A 322-nucleotide genomic window follows, 5' to 3' on the forward strand; every position below is an offset into this window, starting at 1 on the left:
GAAGCCATTGCTATACTCTATAGTAAACCTCCTTTGATTCCCTTTTTATCATATGGCTTAATTGAGCTACAAAAACGAGGTTTTTTAAGAATGCCTTTTTCTTTTTAGTTTTGTTAAGCAAATTTATTTGAAAATTTTGACGTTTTTAAATTTTTCAAAAATTGATTTAATTCTGATTGAAACTAAAGAATTGTTTCATTTTTTGATTTTGGTTTAATATTTTTTTCTGTGTGTACATTGTTTAATCTTTCTGTGCAATCTTGATTCAACAAAGCATAGAAAGAGCGTTCTTAAGTGTAATGCATTACGTTATTTTCTTCTT

The organism is Bartonella sp. AA86SXKL (genome assembly GCF_042196885.1).